At 47.9% G+C, this 18,198-nt stretch carries 17 protein-coding genes; 13 read left to right on the top strand and 4 right to left on the bottom strand.

Going from position 1 to position 18,198, the window contains the following annotated elements; all coding sequences use genetic code 11:
- Nucleotides 1–40 precede the first annotated feature (40 nt).
- The 3 genes from CR164_RS07815 to CR164_RS07805 all read left to right on the top strand — a co-directional run bounded on the left by CR164_RS07815 (nt 41) and on the right by CR164_RS07805 (nt 2,441).
- The gene (locus tag CR164_RS07815; RefSeq protein WP_239994503.1) at nt 41–589 is read left to right on the top strand and encodes a hypothetical protein; all 549 of its coding nucleotides are present in this window, start codon (nt 41–43) and stop codon (nt 587–589) included.
- A 78-nt stretch (nt 590–667) separates the two neighbouring features.
- Nucleotides 668–1,951: a ferredoxin reductase family protein gene (locus CR164_RS07810; RefSeq protein ID WP_110023385.1), complete on the top strand. Its 1,284-nt coding sequence runs from the start codon at nt 668–670 to the stop codon at nt 1,949–1,951.
- Between the two features lie 31 nt (nt 1,952–1,982).
- Entirely contained in the window at nt 1,983–2,441 is a 459-nt protein-coding gene (locus tag CR164_RS07805; protein ID WP_110023384.1) for a hypothetical protein, read from the top strand.
- A 453-nt stretch (nt 2,442–2,894) separates the two neighbouring features.
- Here the strand turns inward: CR164_RS07805 and CR164_RS07800 are convergent, their stop codons facing one another.
- Together CR164_RS07800 and CR164_RS07795 are read right to left on the bottom strand one after the other, a co-directional pair.
- The gene (locus CR164_RS07800) at nt 2,895–3,395 is read right to left on the bottom strand and encodes a rubrerythrin family protein (RefSeq protein WP_110023383.1); all 501 of its coding nucleotides are present in this window, start codon (nt 3,393–3,395) and stop codon (nt 2,895–2,897) included.
- Between the two features lie 256 nt (nt 3,396–3,651).
- Nucleotides 3,652–4,203 (bottom strand): YbhB/YbcL family Raf kinase inhibitor-like protein, encoded by a 552-nt coding sequence (locus CR164_RS07795; RefSeq protein ID WP_239994502.1) that lies wholly within the window; start codon nt 4,201–4,203, stop codon nt 3,652–3,654.
- Between the two features lie 152 nt (nt 4,204–4,355).
- Between CR164_RS07795 and CR164_RS07790 the strand changes: the two genes are divergently transcribed.
- The 6 genes from CR164_RS07790 to CR164_RS07765 all read left to right on the top strand — a co-directional run bounded on the left by CR164_RS07790 (nt 4,356) and on the right by CR164_RS07765 (nt 9,945).
- The gene (locus tag CR164_RS07790) at nt 4,356–5,516 is read left to right on the top strand and encodes a cation:proton antiporter (protein WP_110023600.1); all 1,161 of its coding nucleotides are present in this window, start codon (nt 4,356–4,358) and stop codon (nt 5,514–5,516) included.
- Between the two features lie 247 nt (nt 5,517–5,763).
- Nucleotides 5,764–6,021 (top strand): hypothetical protein, encoded by a 258-nt coding sequence (locus tag CR164_RS07785; protein WP_110023382.1) that lies wholly within the window; start codon nt 5,764–5,766, stop codon nt 6,019–6,021.
- A complete protein-coding gene (locus tag CR164_RS07780) occupies nt 5,990–7,114 on the top strand; it encodes a radical SAM/SPASM domain-containing protein (protein WP_110023381.1) in 1,125 nt (374 codons plus the stop codon). The genes CR164_RS07785 and CR164_RS07780 overlap by 32 nt, the downstream gene beginning before the upstream one ends.
- On the top strand, nt 7,111–8,373 hold the full coding sequence (locus tag CR164_RS07775) for a radical SAM/SPASM domain-containing protein (protein ID WP_110023380.1): 1,263 nt from the start codon (nt 7,111–7,113) through the stop codon (nt 8,371–8,373). The genes CR164_RS07780 and CR164_RS07775 overlap by 4 nt, the downstream gene beginning before the upstream one ends.
- A complete protein-coding gene (locus tag CR164_RS07770) occupies nt 8,339–9,625 on the top strand; it encodes a B12-binding domain-containing radical SAM protein (protein WP_161953505.1) in 1,287 nt (428 codons plus the stop codon). Before CR164_RS07775 ends, CR164_RS07770 begins: the two co-directional genes overlap by 35 nt.
- Nucleotides 9,622–9,945: a hypothetical protein gene (locus tag CR164_RS07765; RefSeq protein ID WP_110023378.1), complete on the top strand. Its 324-nt coding sequence runs from the start codon at nt 9,622–9,624 to the stop codon at nt 9,943–9,945. The genes CR164_RS07770 and CR164_RS07765 overlap by 4 nt, the downstream gene beginning before the upstream one ends.
- A gap of 10 nt (nt 9,946–9,955) precedes the next feature.
- Here CR164_RS07765 and CR164_RS07760 read toward each other — a convergent pair whose 3' ends face one another.
- Nucleotides 9,956–11,308 (bottom strand): MATE family efflux transporter, encoded by a 1,353-nt coding sequence (locus tag CR164_RS07760; protein ID WP_110023377.1) that lies wholly within the window; start codon nt 11,306–11,308, stop codon nt 9,956–9,958.
- 220 nt (nt 11,309–11,528) lie between these two features.
- Between CR164_RS07760 and CR164_RS07755 the strand changes: the two genes are divergently transcribed.
- The 4 genes from CR164_RS07755 to CR164_RS07740 are packed head-to-tail and all read left to right on the top strand — an operon-like array spanning nt 11,529 to nt 17,785.
- On the top strand, nt 11,529–12,200 hold the full coding sequence (locus CR164_RS07755; protein WP_110023376.1) for a TetR/AcrR family transcriptional regulator: 672 nt from the start codon (nt 11,529–11,531) through the stop codon (nt 12,198–12,200).
- A gap of 5 nt (nt 12,201–12,205) precedes the next feature.
- Nucleotides 12,206–13,375 carry an efflux RND transporter periplasmic adaptor subunit gene (locus CR164_RS07750; protein WP_110023375.1) on the top strand — a complete coding sequence of 390 codons (1,170 nt, stop codon included), beginning with the start codon at nt 12,206–12,208 and terminating at the stop codon, nt 13,373–13,375.
- Nucleotides 13,372–16,410 (top strand): efflux RND transporter permease subunit, encoded by a 3,039-nt coding sequence (locus tag CR164_RS07745; RefSeq protein ID WP_239994501.1) that lies wholly within the window; start codon nt 13,372–13,374, stop codon nt 16,408–16,410. Before CR164_RS07750 ends, CR164_RS07745 begins: the two co-directional genes overlap by 4 nt.
- Nucleotides 16,394–17,785 (top strand): TolC family protein, encoded by a 1,392-nt coding sequence (locus CR164_RS07740; RefSeq protein WP_110023373.1) that lies wholly within the window; start codon nt 16,394–16,396, stop codon nt 17,783–17,785. Before CR164_RS07745 ends, CR164_RS07740 begins: the two co-directional genes overlap by 17 nt.
- Here the strand turns inward: CR164_RS07740 and CR164_RS07735 are convergent.
- On the bottom strand, nt 17,747–18,190 hold the full coding sequence (locus CR164_RS07735) for a MauE/DoxX family redox-associated membrane protein (RefSeq protein ID WP_204901802.1): 444 nt from the start codon (nt 18,188–18,190) through the stop codon (nt 17,747–17,749). The two genes, CR164_RS07740 and CR164_RS07735, sit on opposite strands and share 39 nt — an antisense overlap.
- Nucleotides 18,191–18,198 lie beyond the last annotated feature (8 nt).

Here is an 18,198-nt window from a genome sequence, read left to right as displayed (position 1 = left end):
TTCATTAAGTTTATTCAGCTAACATGCTTGTGAGCAATACATGGATATGAACACCTCGCTTGAAAACGACAGACAAATAAAGCGCTCGATGAAAAAAATGACAGCGTCCCAGCAAAAGCTTCTGAAAGTTTTTCACTTGATAACAGCATCCATTTGGTTATCAAGTGTCATTGCTCTTGCACTTTTACCGATTATTTCATCCCCAACAGCTACCGGTGATGAAGTTTATATGTACAATCTCGCCTACCATTTTATCGACATGTTTATCCTCACACCAGCTGCTGTTTTGACACTGATAACAGGGCTGATTTACTCGCTGTTCACAAAGTGGGGTTTTTTTCAACACGGGTGGCTTATATACAAATGGATCGTTTCATTGCTCATCGTTATCACCGGAACATTGTATTTCGGCCCTCTGGTGACAGAGCTTCTGGAAATTGCAGATCTAAAAAGAGTCGCCGCGCTAGAAGACCGTTACTATATGCAGGGCCACACCATCGGGCTCTTTGCCGCGATAGTAAACTCATCGCTGCTTATTGTCGCAGTAGTTGTATCCGTGTATAAACCCTGGAAAAACGTGAGGAAATGAGAGAGAGCTGTCTAGCAGCCAGCGATACGTAAATCATGAGCAACAGACTTGATCTGAAAGACCTGGGAGAAGCTGAACATGCGTCAACAACAAAGACATCTGGAAAGCAAGATATACTTTCCAGTCATCATTGGTTTTCCTTTGGCTATATGGGCTATTGCCCTGTTTTTTTATTCCGGCCCACTAATCCTGAGTTTCGAAGAAGTTCCTGTTCAGCGGGTCCTTGGAGAAGTAACAGCATCACTGGTTCTAACCCTTCTTGGTTTCAATCTCCTGATGACCACACGAGCACGCTGGATAGAAAAGATCGTAGGCGGTCTCGACAAAATGTATCTTATTCACCGCCAAAGCGCACTGCTTGCCTTGGTGCTGCTCTTTCTGCATGTTGTAGTTTCCCCCCGGTATCCTGAAATCAATCCCGGGAAACCGTTAGGAGTCCTTACCCTCTTGCTGATATTCACTGGCATAGCGGTCTCTGCTATCCCTTTTCTAAAACGGCACCTTCCTTATCACAAATGGTTGACGATACACCGTTTCATGGGGGCGTTTTTCCTTCTCGGGGTCTTCCATGCACTTCTGGTTCCGACACTGTTCAGCAAGCTCCCGCTCGTGCGAAGCTATATTCTCGGAATAGCTTTCTTGGGTACTGGATCCTGGGTCTATCGTGCCCTTCTTTACCGATGGATCCGTCCACACCGCTCTTATAGAGTGACAGACGTAAAGCGCTTGGGCAACGCAGTGCTTGCTCTCGAAATGGCTCCAACAGGAGCACCGTTATTATCGCTACCCGGACAGTTCGCGTTTTTCAAGTTTCCGGGCATCGATCCCGGTGAATCTCACCCTTTCACCATAGCAAGCGCTCCGGACCAGAACCGCCTGCGCATTGCGATCAAAAATCTAGGCGATTTCACCAGGTCTCTTCAAAAACAGATCAAGGTCGGCTGCACGGTAAAAGTCGAGGGTCCTTTCGGGGTTTTCACGCAAAACAGAAGTTCTGCAAAACACCAGATATGGATTGCCGGAGGAATTGGCGTTACTCCCTTTCTCGCCATGGCAAATAACTTTGACAATTCAGAAATGAATGTAACGCTGTACTGGTCTGTATGTAGAAAAGAAGATGCTTTCTTCGACAATGAATTACAGGATCTGGCTGAACACAATGCCGGTCTCAGTTACAAGCTCTGGGTATCGGATGAAAATGGCCCCCTGACGGCAGAAAAAATGCCGGAAACAAGGAATCCCGAAAAAATTGACGTGTTCATTTGTGGCCCGGAAACATTACGCAGGTCGATGAAAGCCCAACTTCTGGCAGCCGGAATTCCTAAACGGAACATTCATAGTGAAGAATTCTCATTTCGGTAAAAAAACCATACGACAACCAGGGAGGTTCACCATGAAAAAGAAAGTACATTCGATAGCAAGTATGCTTGCGACAATGACCATCGCCACTTTTTTTCTTTCTACAATTTTTGTCGAATTGTTTGGAACACATGAGGCCGTGGCGTATGTGAAAAATCTTATTGTCATTCCGGGATTGTTCATCCTTGTACCCGCAATAGCTGCAGCAGGAGGAAGCGGCCAGGCTCTCTCGAAATCCCGTCAGGGTAAACTTGTCGATGCGAAGAAAAAGCGTATGCCTTTCATTGCCGCCAACGGCCTTCTGATCCTTATCCCGTGCGCTATCGTGCTAGACGGCTGGGCATCCGAAGGAAAATTCGACGAGATGTTTTATCTGGTACAGAGCATTGAGCTACTGGCAGGAGCCACAAATTTAACGCTTATGAGTTTGAATATCCGTGACGGACTGAAGCTCAACGGGAAGTTGCGCACATCAAACGCAAGGGTGTCATGAAAGCATTGTAAAACACAAGGCACATGGCTGAAAAAAACCCTTAAAACCGTTCATCGATCACAATGCTTTAGCTCCAACAAAGTCATGCCGCCCCGTGAAGTAGATGTTCAGATTTCACAGGGATACGGCATCCAATCCTCCCGAGGTCATGCCGCACTTGATGCGGCATCCCTTGGAGTTTTCACAAAAGGATGAATCCCAGGGTCGAGCCGAAGGATGGCAAAAGTGAGAGGGCGATTGGGTGGCAGGTAATGGGAAATAGGGAATGGAGGCTGGCCGTTGGAGGGAAATCATGCCGTTGCGTGAAACAGTCGTTTTGGATTTCACGGGTCAGGCCCGAGGATGACCGCCTTGAGTGAAACTGAACCAGAAACGGACGGACTGCTCAAAATACGAGAAGCTGCCTTTTTACGGCAGCCTCTTTAGAAAAAAAGCGATTTTCTTCATGAAAAATCAGGCTATCTGAACATACACTGATGCTTTGGCACTACAGATAGGACAGTTTTCAGGAGGTGTTCCCAGCTCGATATGGCCGCAGATCGGACAAAGCCAGATTTCAGTTTCGCCAAGATCTTCTCCATTGTTCACAGCTTCAAGAGCTTTCCTGTACAAAGCTGCATGGACTTTTTCGGCCTCAACTGCATAACCGAACATGCGTTTGGCTTTGTGCCCCTCGGCAACAGCCTGCTCGTACATTGGCGGATACATCTCATTGTGCTCGTAGGTTTCACCCGCTATAGCTGTTTTGAGATTATCAGCCGTCGATTCAATACCATCTGATGCTCCCAAATGCCCCTCAGCGTGAATACGCTCTGCTTCAGCCGTTGTTCTGAACAGCTTTGCAACATTTTTGAATCCATCTTTTTCAGCTTTTTTCGCGAAAGCCGAATATTTCTGGAACGCCAGGCTCTCCCCTGCAAATGCGTTTTTCAAATTCTCCTGTGTTGTCGGCATTGTACTGAATTCTCCTTTGTTTTACTGTTACCATAACCGTTATTTCCTCTTGAGCCAAGGCCTTAACTATCACCCTTCCCTGCCTCAACTCTTTCTGTAAAACCACAATTACCCTGACTTAGTTTCCCGTCGAGCACTCCCCCTTTAATGCAATACATTCCCTTCAAAACCAGGTACAGCAGCCATCCTTTCTGTTTTCCAACCCATTACCAATCGCAGTTGTTTTGAAAAAGAAACGTCAAGAAACTTTCGATATCTACCTGTATAGACCAATCAGTAACGCTTCATCGAGCACATGCCCTTCCATTGCACGCAGGAGTTCAGCTTTGGAGAAACCTCGTTTTACATCAGGCACCGCATCAAGCGCGAAAAGTCTGAACACATATCGGTGTGTTCCGTCAGGAGGACAAGGACCGCCGTACTCAGACCGCCCCCAACTGTTTTTCCCCAAAACAGCATTTGCAGGCATCCCGTTTTCCACAATCCCCTGGCCTACAGGCATCACAAGCAGCCAGTGATCCCATGTGCCCAGGGGGGCATCGGGATCATCCATAATCAGAGCAAGGCATTTTGCATCCTCGGGAATCGCATGAAAAGCCAAAGGAGGACTAACATTCCCCCCGTCACAGGTGAACATCGAAGGTATTTTCTCATTATGACCGAATTCAGGAGATGTCATACTAAAATCATCGCCTGCACCAGCCCCCGAAAAAGAGTTTTCTGCAAAAACCGACTCAGAGAAAAAAGACCCCATTCCAACACAAAGCGCAATGAAAACCCCTATAGAAAAGGCTATTCTCCACCACATGGTATACCTTGTTTTTTTCGAGCGTCAATTATCAAAAACAGAATCAATGAAAAAGAGTTCCGCTTTTTCCCGTAAAAGAAATGTGTGAGAAGTCTTTTTTACGTAGATTTTCAGAAACCATCGAAAACCACCATCGTTTCCGAAGAACTGGTATGAATCCTGCAGAATTCCTTCTTACCCTTGGAGCGATCCTTTTAGCAGGACTTGCGATAGATCTTCTGGGAAAAAAGACTTTTCTGCCCAGGGTAACCCTCTTGCTTATTTTCGGGATGATTATTGGCCGTGAAATGCTCGACGTCATACCGGATTTTTTAACGGAGCGGTTCGAACTGATATCGAACATGGCACTCCTGATGATCGGCTTTCTTCTCGGCGGAAAACTCACGAAGGATACGCTTAAAAAATCCGGAAAAACGATAGTTATCGTTTCGATTTTCGCAGCGGTCGTAACCACACTCATAGTAACGGCAGGTTTGCTGGTTGCCGGAACAGCCCTTGCAATTGCCATTATAATCGGTTGTATTGCGTCAGCTACCGCCCCGGCCGCAACGGCAGACACTGTTTTGTCATCCGGCAAGGAAACTCCGTTTACCCGGGTTCTGATTTCAATTGTAGCCCTTGACGACGCCTGGGCTCTGATACTTTTCAGCACAGGAATCGCCATAGTTAGCGCGATAACAACCGGAAATTCAGCTGAAATGCCACTGATTATTGCCGCAAAGGATATTGGTGGAGCAATCCTGCTCGGCCTGCTCCTCGGCTTTCCCGCCTCGTTGTTGACAGGAAGGATAAAACCAGGCCAGCCAATGCTGACAGAGGCTCTTGGCCTTGTCTTTCTTTGTGGTGGTCTTGCCCTGCATTTCGGTGTGTCGTTTCTGATAGCATCGATGGTTATGGGGGCAGTCATCGCCAATTTCGCATCACATCATGAATATCCGTTCGATGCAATCGAAGGTATTGAATGGCCGTTCATCGTTGTATTCTTCATTTTGGCAGGGGCTTCGCTTGAATTCAATTCACTGCAGCACATCGGGCTTATAGGCAGCATATATATTGTGACCAGAATAGCGGGTAAAATAATCGGCTCGGCTCTCGGCGGCTTCCTCGCAAAAGCAGATGCGAAAGAAAAAAAATGGCTGGGCATAGCACTTCTCCCGCAGGCAGGAGCGGCAATGGGCATGGCTCTCGCGGCAGCAAATCACTTTCCCGAATATCGCCAGACCATCCTCTCCATCACCATCAGCACAACCGTTTTTTTCGAACTTATCGGGCCACTCTTTACACGTATCGCCGTCAGGAAAGCGAGCGATTAATCATCAGTAAACAACGTGTACTGCTTGTCATGCCTTACACTAACCGTACCGGATCTGAAGAAAAAATTCCAGGTAATCATGGACATTGTGTAAGCATAAACAGCTATCGTCACTTCAAAAGTGCCGCTTATATTTGCACCTTTTTCATATCCGATACGCCGTATAACTTTACGTTTGGCGGATCAAGCGCAATATTACTATATTAATACAGTGGCTTTTACAAAAAGCAAAACAAAGGGAGGCCCTCATGCCAGCAAAAAAATCCCGTGCATATCAGAATCGGCAAAAAGCGTTGATCCTTCAAGCTCTAACCGATGCAAAATTCAGAAAACTGCTTCAGGAAAATCCCAAAAAAGCTCTTGGCACTGCGAAGCTGACCGTTGAAATGAAAAAAGAAGTGCAGCTTGTTCTTGCTGCCGTCAAGGGCATCAATTCCCAGATATCTGCCCTCGCCGACGAGTTACTCTGTGCAAATGGTGGCGGATGCGGTATTGCAGCAGGCTGATACCAGAGGTGGACATGCAGAGGTTCTGGTAGCAACGACATGGCAGTGTAACTTGCGTTGTTCCTATTGTTTTGTTGAAAACAGGACAGCACCTGCTGCCGCCCAACAGCCAATGTCTTCCCTTCTTGCTCAGCAAACGGTGGATGCGTTGCACGACGGATTCTCCGATGTGGAACAAGTTAGCATCCATCTTTATGGCGGTGAACCTCTGACAAATCTTTCGGCATTGAATGCGATGGTCCGTCGTGCAGCCACCTACCCTTCAGGTCGCTTCAGCTTTGCGATCACAACCAATGGAACCCTTTGCTCCTCTGAAGCAGTTGAACTGCTGCACGAAGGCAGGTTTCAGGTGATCCTCAGCATTGACGGCCCTGCAAGAATTCACGATGCTGTACGCCGGACCGCCACGAATACCCCGACGCACAACAAAGTCATGGAGTTTCTCAGAACCCTTCGTCGAGACACCTGCTGTTCGGTAAGAGGATCATCTGTCGTAAGATCCGGCTGGAGTCTTTCCGAAGCATCTGCATATCTGAGAACTCTTCCGGTCGACACCATCAAAGCACAGGCTGTACGGTCTTCGGCAAATGCCGCCCATACGCTTTCTGAAACTGAATTCCGAGCCTATCTGAACGATCTCGACAAGATCGGCGACCAGGTCATCGAAGATATTGCATCGGGCACCATGCCCCTTGACGACCGGTTTTCCGCAAGAGTGTTGCAGCTTCTTGCCGGTATCGAACGAGAATCATTTTGCGGTGCGGGTCACACCATGCTTGGCGTCAACCCTGACGGAACAATTGTTCCCTGTGTTTTGATGGGAAAGAATGCCCCGGTTCTCGGTCATGTCCAGGATGATCCGTCAACATGGCGACGCAATGGTCTGGAGTGGTGCAACACAGCAGCCCTGCCCGCAACATGCGAGGAGTGCAGCGCACGGTCCCTTTGCAAAGGGGGATGTCCTGCCGTCATGGCGGTATGTGCCGAAAGCGAGTGTGAAATAACACGTAAAAACTGCGATATCGCCCTGCGGATTTTCCGGCACTTTCGAAATGACCCGTTAAAACTGCTCATACTTGCAGGCATATCATGAGTGCAAAAAATACAGACTATATACATGATATCCTCCGTGCCGTTTCCGTTCCTCCTGAAGGGTACGAGCGAACATACCTGATGCCCCAACCATTACCGGAAAGTCTCTTCAGGATACATTCTTTCGCTCTCGATATTTCAGGCCGCTGTAATCTCGCATGCCGTTACTGCGCCGAATCTGCAACGCAACCGAACAAGAGAATGCCAATGTCTTCAAATACTTTGCTGGACATCTGGTCGTTCGTGCGGAAACAGGGCAAAGGACCGGTATCCTTCAGGTTAGGCAGCGGCGAACCCATGCTCAACAAACCCCGCCTTCATGAGCTTCAGGATTTGATCGAAAATACGTTTTCCGAAACGGACAGGTTTCGGCCTGAAGTCTTTATCACAACAAACGGCACACTGTTCGATAATGACGACATCGATTGGTTCGCCGATTCCGGTTGGCATGTAAAAATCAGCATCGACGGCCCACCGCAGATACATGACCGCTGGCGAGTCACACCGGATGAATATGGCACCTATAACATGGTTTCAACCCATGTCAGGGATCTGGCCCGAAGAATACCTGAAAAGTTCAGCGTAACCGCAGTGCTTGCTGTGGATAGTGACCCGGAAACCGTATTCAACACCCTCGCTTCACTTGGAGTACGCAGGATCGAACTGGTACCGGCTGTTCACAAAACCTTGGATATCGTTCCGAACCGTCAAGACATCCTGCGCTACCAGTCATTTATCGAGAACCTTGTCGACCGGCTGATCGCATGTGAAAGCGGCCATCCTCAACTGGTTCGTTTTTCAAACCGGGTGGCGAGAGTTATGGGCTACGATATCAACTATGTACAATGCGGAGCCGGGAGAAATTTTGTTGGAATTGATTCTTCGGGAAACCTCTATCCCTGTTTCCGGTTTATCGGAGTGGATAGCTACAAGATGGGGAATGTCCGCAATGGTGTGGCTCACACATCGGGGAAATCATTCAGAAACGGTCCCGGGCGGCCATGGAATGAACGCAGTGCCTGCAAACAATGTTGGGCAGCACCTTTGTGCGGAGGCCCCTGTTTTGCTGTATCCGAAATGTTCGGTTCGGGTAATGGCGCACCATTGCCGCTGCAGTGCGCCTATACCCTTATCGAGTCTCACGGAGCGTGGAGACTGGTCGATACCTTGCGCAAAAACGATCCCGAAAGACTGCTCGCTTATCTGCCGTCAACCATTCAAGGCTATGAAAAAACGCTTAGTGCTGATAAAACCACCTGAAATATCGCGATTCAATTTCGGTACATTCAGCCTTGCAGTACTGGCCGCTGCTGTCAGGCACATTGCGGACGTTACACTTATCGATGCAACGAGCCTGACTTGCGATGAGGCCATTAAGAAGGTGCTTGACGAAAGCCCTGACATCGTCGGAATAACCGTTATGAGTCAGGAGTCCGTTAAATCGGCCTGCAGTTTTGTCAGCTCTTTAAAAACAGACACTGAAAACACGCCCGCTCAACCAACCATCATCGCCGGAGGCCACGGAGCATCGATGAATCCAGAACCCCTTCTTGCTGCTGGTGCAAGCGCAATTGTTTACGGCGAAGGGGAAAAAACACTGCTCCAAGTAATTGAGAATGGTATTGTGCCCGGAACAAAAGGCATTATCTGTTACGGCAACAGCGGTACAATCAAGGGGAAACCCCAGCAACCTGTTCTCCCACTCGATTGCCTTGAAAAACCGGCAAGAGACTTGATGCCGGATCCGGAGGGGGTTTTTCTCCTGGAAACAAGCCGAGGCTGTCCACACTCCTGCAAATTTTGTGAAACAACAAGGTTCAGCGGAAAAAGATGGAGGCCTTTTTCTCCATCGAGAGTTGTCGGGGAAATACGTGAACTGGTAGAAGAATATGGAGCATGGATCATTCACCTTGCCGACGACAATTTCGCTGCAGACCCGGAAAGAGTTTTAAACATCTGTAAAGAGCTGCAGAAAGGTCCGCTCCCGGCAATCATCCTTGCTTCGGCCAGAGCTGACGATCTTCTTGCCCATCCTTCACTTCTGAAAGAGATGTCCGATGCTCGTATCAGAAGAATCACGGTCGGTATCGAAACTTTGGATCCATCTGCCGCAAAAAAAGCAGGCAAGGCCATTTCTTTGGACACTTACAGGGAAGTTTTCAGAAAAATGAGAGCATATGACATCTTTTCGATTGCCTCTTTTATCGTAGGACTTCCCGGTGAAACACCTGTAGCCAGACAAAAAAACATAGCTTTCGCACTTTTCGCCGCGCCCGATACAGCGCATTTTCTTCCGTTCCTCCCCCTGCCGGGCACTCCATATGCCAAGGGACGCACAATAGGGTTACCCGATCCGGAAGATGTCAGGGACAGTGCCGTTTTCAACAACACTTTCAGAAAACATCACACGACCGTTACCCGGTTGAAAAGAGCGGTTGGCAAAGGAGGAATACGGGGACTTTTTGCAGAAAAAGTTCTTCAAAAAAGTAAGGAGCATATACCTTATCCATGAAAATTCCACATCGCGCGCTCGGCATTGTCCGCGAAATAGTCACAGAACTCCGCCATGACATCACCTATGCCTACGAAGATCTGGTATTCATCGATCATAACGCGTACCTTCTGCAGTTCACCGACTCTCCTGATATGGTGCACCTTTATTTCAACATCGAGTTTCCGGAGGAGGATGCCGAAGTCATGACCCGCAATCTGGTCGAGTCTGCTGAAAAACGAAATATAGGCGTTTTACGCAAGGGACATTATGAGCTTACCCAAACGACCGATGACACCATCGAGGTGAAGTTTTACAACCGCAAGGAAGGCATAGACTAAAATAAACCAGCTATAATGCTTCACGAACAACCTTTTCAGGTCTCATGAACGAGAAGAAAAAGAGCACAAGCAAAAAGGTTATAAACTCGGCAATGGAAAAAGAGACGAATATCCCGTTATCACCGAAAAAGATCGGCAAAACCGCCACAAAGAGAAGAGGAAAAACAAGAGTTCTTGAAAAAGCGACAAAAGCCGAGGGAAGCGGTTTGTGAATTGCAGTAAAATAGGCACTGAACACCACATTGAAGCCATTCCATAAAAACGCCGGCCAGCTTAGGGAAATGAATGCAAGAGTAATGCTCAACGTAGCTTTCGTACCGTTATCGAGAAACAAACCAGCCAACTGTTCCGGTATGAGGAGAAGTAACGCTATGAGTGAGACCCCGACGACCATCACACAAATCGATGCGAGCCACAGAAAACCTTTGATCCTTTCTGGCTTTCTCGCGCCATAGTTCGTGCTGACAATCGGTTGAAGAGCATCCGAAAAACCATACACGATGATTTGCTCCGAAAAGAAGAGATAGTGCATGATGGTAAATGCCGCAACACCCTCGACACCGAAGCGGCTTATCATTACCCAGTTGAAGACAAGAATGACAATAGCTGCCGACAACTGGTTGGCAAACTCCGATATACCATTGTAAGCTACCTTTGTCATTTCCCCCCAATCTTTCTGCTTCAGGGAAAACTTCAATGCCGATTTACCGGAGAAAAAGTGCAACAGAAGCACGAGAAAACTGGCAATGTTTGCAAGACCGGTCGCGAGTGCTGCTCCTTGCAATCCCATACCCCATTCCGCAACGAACAACCAATCGAAAAACACATTGACAAATGCTGCAGATACAATGGCAACCGCTGCAAGGAGGGGCTGGCCGTCGACACGAACAAAAAATGAAAGAGTGAGACTGACAGGCAAAAAAAACAGCAACAGTAACAAAACAAAGAGATACTCGCTCACCAGAGGAGCGAGAGTCTTGTCGGCCCCCAGCAGAGCGACAACCTGATCAAGCGCCAAAATCCCCAGAGCGGACAGCACAAGAGTCAAAAGAGACACCGTTATCAGAGTTTTGGAAAAAACAGCATTCGCCGCTTCCCTTTTCGACTCTCCAATATATTTACCACAACGAACCGTTCCTCCAACGGCAAACATTATGGCAACCCCCATAAGAAGGCTGAAAACCGGCATAATTATATTTATTGAGGCAAGTGCGTTATCCCCAATATAGTTTCCAACGAAAATCCCATCGACGATACCGGCTGACGAAATAGCGAGCATTCCCAGAACATTGGGAATCGCATGATAAAAAAACACTGCTACAATATTGCCTTGCAGCATATCGGCAAACCGATCATTACCCATTCAATCGCTCCTTTACGGGTATTGCAAACTTCCTGTCAATATTTTGAAAAATAACAGGGTCAGAATATAGCGCAATCGGGCGCATTAAACAATTCTTGTGCTTTTCAAATTTAATCACTTGACATATTTTAATCATTTGATTAAATTATCGCCACGAAACACAACGTCAATTGCAAGTCTGTTTTTCCTTGCTTCCTTCGACAAACAGAAAAAAAAGAGTATGAAAAAGTATGCGAGCAGTGAGCAAACAAGACTGACCCTCATTAACGCAGCAGGAGAACTTGCAGCCGAAATGGGTTTTCCGAATGTATCAACGAGGGCAATTGCAGTGCGGGCAAATGAAAATATCGGCAGCATTCATTACCACTTTGGCGGCAAAGAACAGTTGTTTGAAGCTGTGGTACAAGAAGTGGTCAAACGGTGCAACGCATGCCCTGTAAGTCAGGCAGTTGAACCGTTCTACAACGTTCTCGATACTCCTGCAGGCCAATCGGGAGCTTTACGAGCGATTGTAAAAAGGGAAATAACGCTGCTTTTCGATCCGGATTTCCCGCCTTGGCATAGCAGGGTTGTCTATCAGCTTATGCAGCAGAAAGGACGGTTGCAAGATATCATGACCAGGGATCTTTTCACCCCTATTGTCGAAACCATTGAATCGCTGCTCAAGCGCATCGATTCGAGTTTGGACAGAGAGGAAACCTTCCTTATCATTACCCAGATGATTTCCCCAATCGCCTCCCATGCCGATTATATGTCATATTGCCTGGATCATCTGGGAACGGATCATTACAGCGCTGGATATCTACAGAAAATGGAGGATATGATTGTACGCAAGATAGAACTCCTTCTGGGCTTGACTTCCCAAAAATTCAAATCAACTCTCGAAGAGTAGCATTCATGAGAAGAAATCCTTGCAAAGTTCTTGCCTGGTGCCTCGGCACCTTCATAACCATGGCTCTGCTGAGCTGCGGCGGAGGGGAAAACACCTCCGATTCGGATGTCGAGAAACGGCGCAAAGTCCCTGTAGAATATCCTCAGGTGATCGACGCTCAAACGGCATACAACTATCCCGGAGAAATAAAGGCTTGGAAAGAAACCAGCCTTTCCTTCAGAGTGGATGGGCCGCTTGTTGATATTGCGAAAAAACCTGGTGAAAGAGTTTTTCAGGAAGAACTCCTCATGCAGCTTGATCCAAGAGACTACCGCGACCGGATAAGAATTCTCGAGGCCGAACTCGACGGTGCCCTTGCCAGAGCAAACAAGGCATCCCAGGATTTCGCGAGAGCAAAGCAGCTTTTTGCCAAAAATGTTATCGCAAAGGCGGACTATGACCTGGCCCGGAGCAACGCTGCGTCCCAGAATGCCTCGGTAAAAAACATTCAAGCTCAGCTTTCGGTTGCACAACACCAACTCAAAGACACCTCACTACGCGCTCCCTATGATGGGATCGTCACAGCTCAACTGGTAGAAAATCACGAAATGATACGTGCCGGGCAGATTGTAATGCGGATGCACGACATCTCGACACTTGAAATCAATACCAATATCCCCGAAAACGATATCGGGCACCTGCTGCTACAGAAAGGAAGTAAAGCGGTTCTGACAGTTCCATCCCTCAGTGGCCGCCTGTTCACTGCAGCACTGAAAGAATGGAGCACAGAAGCGGATAAAACAACCAGAACATACAAAGTCACATTTTCCCTGCCAGCTCCTCAAGACAGAAGCCTTCTTCCGGGTATGACGGCGGAAATAACTCTCAGGAACCTCAAGGCTCGTAAACCGGTCATGACCGTACCGCTCGATGCCGTTACAGCTGATAGCGAAGGAAACTCCATAATCTGGATCTATGATGAAAAGTCCGGTATGGTAGGCTCGAAAACGATCGCCACTGCGGAAATGCATGATGACAGCAGAATTATCGTCAACGGAGGACTTGATGGAAATGAGCTCATCATCACCGGCGGCGTTCATTTCCTTGTTGAAGGAATGCAGGTCGAACCATTGAAACCCTCAACAGTGGACACACTGAACCCCGAACATCGGAAAGGACAGGAAAGCACATTATGAACCCTGCAATTTTTGCTCTGGAAAAAAGAACGATCATGATCATGCTGACCACACTTGTGGTCGGAGCAGGTATTCTTTCCTATCAAAAACTCGGTCGCCTTGAAGATCCGGGGTTCACGATCAAAACAGCATTGATCGTAACAAAGTATCCCGGAGCTAGCCCTGCTGAAGTGGAAGAGGAAGTAACGGACGTTATTGAAGAGCATATCCAGTCGATGGGAGAAGTAAAGGAGATCTATTCGACGTCCGAAGAAGGTATCTCCTACGTCTACGTCGACATGAAGGATCATTATACTTCAGGAAAATTGCCGCAGATCTGGGATGAACTCCGGAAAAAAGTCAGCCAGGCGGAATTATCACTGCCTGAAGGAGCGATGAAACCTTTTGTGAATGATGATTTCGGCGATGTTTACGGCGTCTACTTCGCCATCACCGGCAAAGGATATTCTTACGCAGATCTTAAAGAATACGCAGACTTCTTGAAAAAAGAGCTGCTACTGTGCCATGATGTTGCGAAAATAGACTTCTGGGGAACACGCCAGGAGATAATCTTTGTCGAAACAGACCGGGCGAAGATGGCTGAACTGGGTATAACTCCTGATTCGATCACTCGAACGCTTCAGACACAGCTCTTTGTCCGGCAAAGCGGCAAAGTCGAAGCAGGCAACAACTACCTCCGTATTACACCCACCGGTGAAATTTCCAGCGAAAAAGCGATCGCGTCCCTGCTTGTCGGTCCTCCGGAAAAAACCATCCGTCTTGGGGATATTGGCCGGATTTACCGCGGCTACGAAGACCCTCCGCGTAACGGTCTCTGGTTCAACGGAGAACCTGGTATTGCACTGGGTATCTCGACAATCGAAGGAGGTAATGTTATTTCGATGGGTGAATCTGTCAGCGAAAAACTTCACCAACTCGAATCACGCAAGCCCGAAGGAATCAACCTACATAAAATTTATTACCAAAGCGATCTCGTCGAGAGCTCCGTCAACACTTTCGTCAACAATCTCGTCCAGGCAGTTGTCATTGTCGTTGTCCTGCTGATGCTGTTCATGGGTTGGCAAAGCGGCCTCATGATCGGCAGCATCCTGCTCCTGACCATACTGGGAACGTTCATCACCATGGCACTGTTCGACATCGACCTCCAGAAAATGTCGCTCGGTGCCCTGATCCTGGCTCTCGGCATGCTTGTCGACAACGCGATTGTCATTGCCGACGGTATTCTAGTCCGGGTTGAGCGAGGGGACAAGCGTGAACACGCTGCTGTCGAGGTAGTAAAGGAAAACATATGGCCGCTTTTCGGGGCGACCCTTATTGCGATCCTTGCTTTTGCAGCTATCGGTTTTGCGCCCGGGGAGGTAGGAGAATACTGCCGATCTCTGTTCGATGTTCTGGCTCTGTCTCTTTTCATAAGCTGGATTCTTGCCGTAACCATCACTCCCCTTTTCTGTGTCTGGTTCTTGAAAATTCCCGACCTGCATAACAAGGATCCTTTCGACAAACCGTTCTACAACCTCTACCGCCGAATGCTTCATCTGGGCCTCACCCATCGATGGAGCACAATTGGGATAACCAGCGTCTTGCTGATTCTGGCAATCATTGGTTTTGGAACTCTGCCACAGGCTTTCTTTCCTGATTCAACCCAGCCATATTTCTTCGTCAACTACTGGAAACCACAGGGCACACACCTCGATAAAACACGTCAGGACATGGCCATTGCCGAAGAACAGATCAGACAGATAGATGGCGTCAAAAACGTCTCTGCATTTCTCGGGGAAGGTGGTATGCGATTCATTCTGCCATATAAATATGTTACTCCAAACTCAAGTTTTTTTCAGCTTCTCATCGAGACCGACAACCACGCTTCCATTGGACGTATCAGCAGTGAGGTAGACAGGTATCTGTCAGAAAACTTCAGGGATGCCGAACCTTATCTGACAAGAATCACCAACGGCCCGCCTGTGGACTTCAAAGTCGAGGCCCGGTTCAGGGGGCCGGACACAGCCGTACTGCATCGCCTTGCAGCCCAAGCAACAGAAATCATGCAGAGCACCCCCAATACCCGCGACATTCGAACAGACTGGCGTCAGCAAGTCAGAGTGGTTCGGCCGGTATACAATGAAAGTCAGGGCAGAAATGCAGGGATCACAAAACTCGACCTCGAAGCATCGTTGCAACGTAACTTCAACGGAGTTACTGCCGGAACCGTCAGAGAAGGCGACGAACTGGTGCCCATCATTTTCAGGATGCCTCGCAAAGAACGTGCAACTGTTAACGAGTTAAAAAACGTTCAGGTATGGAGTTCAGGACGCCAGAGCTTTCTACCCCTCGGCCAGGTTGTTTCTGCCATAGAAACCGAGTGGGAATGGCCGATCGTCCAGCGGAGAGACAGAATGCAAGCCGTTACCGTACAGTGCAATGCTGTTTCAGGCCTTGCTGAACCTTTACGCCAAGCGATGGTTAAAGAAATGGAATCAATAGAACTGCCGGATGGATATACGATGCAATGGGCTGGAGAGTACCTGGAATCGAACAAGGGAACCGGGCCACTTGCCCAGATATTTCCGCTCTGTGTTCTCGGAATGTTTTTCATACTTGTCTGGCAGTTCAATTCCGTGAAAAAAGCAACGGCGATATTTCTTACCGTTCCGCTATCCCTTATCGGAGTCACAGCTGGCTTGCTCATAACCGGTCAGGCATTCGGCTTCATGGCGATCCTCGGCTTTCTCGGACTATCGGGAATGTTGATTAAAAATGCCATTGTGCTTATAGAACAATTGGAACTCGACCTGAGGAAAGGCAAGGAACCCTACAGGGCGGTTCTCGATTCTGCAGTCAGCAGACTCAGGCCGGTAGTCATGGCTGCATCAACAACCATTCTCGGTATGTTGCCGCTGATTACCGACCCTCTCTATGCCGCCATGGCCACAACCATCATGGGAGGCCTGTTTGCAGCGACTTTTCTTACCCTTGGAATAGTACCGGTACTCTATACTCTTTTTTACAGGATACAACCCGATGACAAATATGTATAACTACAGCAACCAGGCAAGGAAAATTGTCACCTTGCTCTTTTTACTGCTTGTTCCGGCACAAGCTCTGAAAGCTTCGGAACCCTCACAGACGGCTTTTGAAAAGAACCTGACCATAGAAACAGCGAAGCAGACCGCTCTTGAAAACAATCCCGGAATTCGACAAACTCTTGCGAGGATACGTTCTGCAAAGGCAATTCTCGGACAGGCATACGCCTCCTGGCTCCCCACCATTTCCGCTAACGGTGGCTATATTTATCGTCATATCGACATACAGCCCGACTACGATCCTTTCAACCGTGTCAAAGGGGATATCACAGAAACAACGGGTAGCCTCCAACTCAACTGGCTCCTTTTCAACGGATTGGCAAGAAGAGCCGAAACACTTGCAGCGAAGTATGGCGTCGAGCAGGCAAAACAAACATATGCCGATACACAAAGACTTCTTATGGAATCGGTAGCAACAGCGTACTACCAGGCTCAGCTTGCAAGAGAAAACATACGTATAGCCGAAAAAAATGCGGCTTTCAACCGGGAACTTGAAAAAAACGCACAGATACAGCGCAAAGTTGGAACTGCTCCCCGGTCGGAAATGCTCAACTTTTCCATCAGGGCCATTCAGGCTGAAAGTGACTCCATTCGTGCTGACAGAGATTATACCGTTGCACGTACGGTTCTCGCTGAACTCATGGGAATCGATAAAACCGAGCTTTCCGCTGAGCTTGGACCTGCACCAGAAAACACTGAAATCACCGATGTAATCCCTTCATATGAGCAAATTATTACCCTTGCATTGGAAAACCGGCCCGACCTCTCGGCTGTAGAGGCCGGGATCAACGCGGCGGTTCAGCGCAAAGATGCCGCAAAAGGCTCCTGGCTGCCGACAGTCAACCTCACTGCCGGTTTGAATTATGACAAACAAACAGGGATCGACCCTGACCAGGAAGAACGTAACCGTTATGCAGGTATAACGGCACGTTGGGATCTGTTCACAGGAGGCAAAAGAAGCTCGGTTTTTCAGCAGAAAAAAGCGGAGGTTTTCGCTCTTGAAGCAGAAAAACAACAGACGATACTTTCGATTCAGTCGGGCATACGACAAGCTATTGCCAACGCCGAAGCTGCAAGAAAACAGTGGAAGCGCCAAGAAAGTGCTCTAAAGATGACACAACAGGTACGCGACGATATCGAATTGCTTTATAAAACAGGGTCCGCTACCCTGACAAGACTCAACGAAGCCCAAACAGATCTTGTACGAGCGCAGGTGCTTGCTGCAAGCAGTAAAGTAGAATATCTTCTTGCCCTTGAGGAATTATCGTCTGAAACCGGGAACATTCCAACGTTATCGACGCCGGAAGAAAACATTGCTCCCGTAGAGTAGAATCGGAAGAATCAAGCCTATGAAAAACAAATCTCGAAGAATCGTTGAAAAACTTATTTCTTCCTGAAATCCAAGCCATCCGTCGAGCAGCTCAAAGCATCCGCAATCATGAATAATACCCCTGAGGAGATTGTTTGTAACACCAATGGTAAAGATGACAAGCACAACCATCATTATTAAAGCATTGCTTTGAGCAAACACATTCAGAATAAGCATCACTCCGCACATCAATTCTATCCAGGGTAAAATTATTGCTGCAAACGGGATAAGACTTTCAGGCAACAGCTGATACTCAGCCACAACTGCACTGAAATGGACCGGGTTGATGATTTTGGGATAACTGGCAAGAATAAACAATGCCCCTGTGACAAATCTCAACACAGTTATGGTTATCGAACTCGACATTATTTTAC

The organism is Prosthecochloris marina, from assembly GCF_003182595.1.
GTDB classification, from domain to species: Bacteria; Bacteroidota; Chlorobiia; order Chlorobiales; family Chlorobiaceae; genus Prosthecochloris; species Prosthecochloris marina.
The sequence above is the reverse complement of the archived record's forward strand: the minus strand, read 5'-3'. Positions and strand labels throughout refer to the sequence as shown.

Excerpts from the sequence above, each read along its gene's own strand:
- CR164_RS07815 (WP_239994503.1), top strand. The coding sequence starts at position 41 with ATGGATATGAACACCTCGCTTGAAAACGACAGACAAATAAAGCGCTCG.
- CR164_RS07810 (WP_110023385.1), top strand. The coding sequence starts at position 668 with ATGCGTCAACAACAAAGACATCTGGAAAGCAAGATATACTTTCCAGTC.
- CR164_RS07805 (WP_110023384.1), top strand. The coding sequence starts at position 1,983 with ATGAAAAAGAAAGTACATTCGATAGCAAGTATGCTTGCGACAATGACC.
- CR164_RS07800 (WP_110023383.1), bottom strand. The coding sequence starts at position 3,395 with ATGCCGACAACACAGGAGAATTTGAAAAACGCATTTGCAGGGGAGAGC.
- CR164_RS07795 (WP_239994502.1), bottom strand. The coding sequence starts at position 4,203 with ATGTGGTGGAGAATAGCCTTTTCTATAGGGGTTTTCATTGCGCTTTGT.
- CR164_RS07790 (WP_110023600.1), top strand. The coding sequence starts at position 4,356 with ATGAATCCTGCAGAATTCCTTCTTACCCTTGGAGCGATCCTTTTAGCA.
- CR164_RS07785 (WP_110023382.1), top strand. The coding sequence starts at position 5,764 with ATGCCAGCAAAAAAATCCCGTGCATATCAGAATCGGCAAAAAGCGTTG.
- CR164_RS07780 (WP_110023381.1), top strand. The coding sequence starts at position 5,990 with ATGGTGGCGGATGCGGTATTGCAGCAGGCTGATACCAGAGGTGGACAT.
- CR164_RS07775 (WP_110023380.1), top strand. The coding sequence starts at position 7,111 with ATGAGTGCAAAAAATACAGACTATATACATGATATCCTCCGTGCCGTT.
- CR164_RS07770 (WP_161953505.1), top strand. The coding sequence starts at position 8,339 with ATGAAAAAACGCTTAGTGCTGATAAAACCACCTGAAATATCGCGATTC.
- CR164_RS07765 (WP_110023378.1), top strand. The coding sequence starts at position 9,622 with ATGAAAATTCCACATCGCGCGCTCGGCATTGTCCGCGAAATAGTCACA.
- CR164_RS07760 (WP_110023377.1), bottom strand. The coding sequence starts at position 11,308 with ATGGGTAATGATCGGTTTGCCGATATGCTGCAAGGCAATATTGTAGCA.
- CR164_RS07755 (WP_110023376.1), top strand. The coding sequence starts at position 11,529 with ATGAAAAAGTATGCGAGCAGTGAGCAAACAAGACTGACCCTCATTAAC.
- CR164_RS07750 (WP_110023375.1), top strand. The coding sequence starts at position 12,206 with ATGAGAAGAAATCCTTGCAAAGTTCTTGCCTGGTGCCTCGGCACCTTC.
- CR164_RS07745 (WP_239994501.1), top strand. The coding sequence starts at position 13,372 with ATGAACCCTGCAATTTTTGCTCTGGAAAAAAGAACGATCATGATCATG.
- CR164_RS07740 (WP_110023373.1), top strand. The coding sequence starts at position 16,394 with ATGACAAATATGTATAACTACAGCAACCAGGCAAGGAAAATTGTCACC.
- CR164_RS07735 (WP_204901802.1), bottom strand. The coding sequence starts at position 18,190 with ATGTCGAGTTCGATAACCATAACTGTGTTGAGATTTGTCACAGGGGCA.